General features: G+C 50.2%; 1 protein-coding gene. It reads left to right on the plus strand.

Features of this window, described 5'->3' with window-relative positions:
• Positions 1–420 (plus strand): ABC transporter substrate-binding protein (locus NE664_14570; GenBank protein ID MCQ4727859.1); only part of this gene is annotated, 420 nt, incomplete at both ends.

Below are 420 nucleotides of genomic sequence, written 5' to 3' on the forward strand. Positions count from 1 at the left end.
GGATGGGAAAAAAGCTCCTCTGGCCGATGAGAGAGTGCGCCAGGCCATCGCTTACGCACTGGACATGAAGTCGATCTTAGACGGCGTTTTCGAGGGGGCTGCACTTCCTGCAAACAGCCTGACACCAGACGGAGCAGACAAGGTGGACGGACTGAACAATTACGATTACAATCCGGAAAAAGCAAAGGAACTGTTAAAGGAAGCAAACTGGGATCCGAATACAGAGCTTGATGTCGTTTATTACTATACAGATCAGATGACACAGGATCTTATGGCGATCATTCAGCAGTACCTTGCAGAAGTAGGCATTAAGATGAACGCAAGACTGGTGGAAGGCGATCTGGCCACCATCCTCTGGAAAGCTCCGGAAGATCCGGTTAACGGACCGAGTGCAGTTGACTGGGATATGTGCTATGCAGC

This window comes from Anaerotignum faecicola (genome assembly GCA_024460105.1).
Classification (GTDB): domain Bacteria; phylum Bacillota; class Clostridia; order Lachnospirales; family Anaerotignaceae; genus JANFXS01.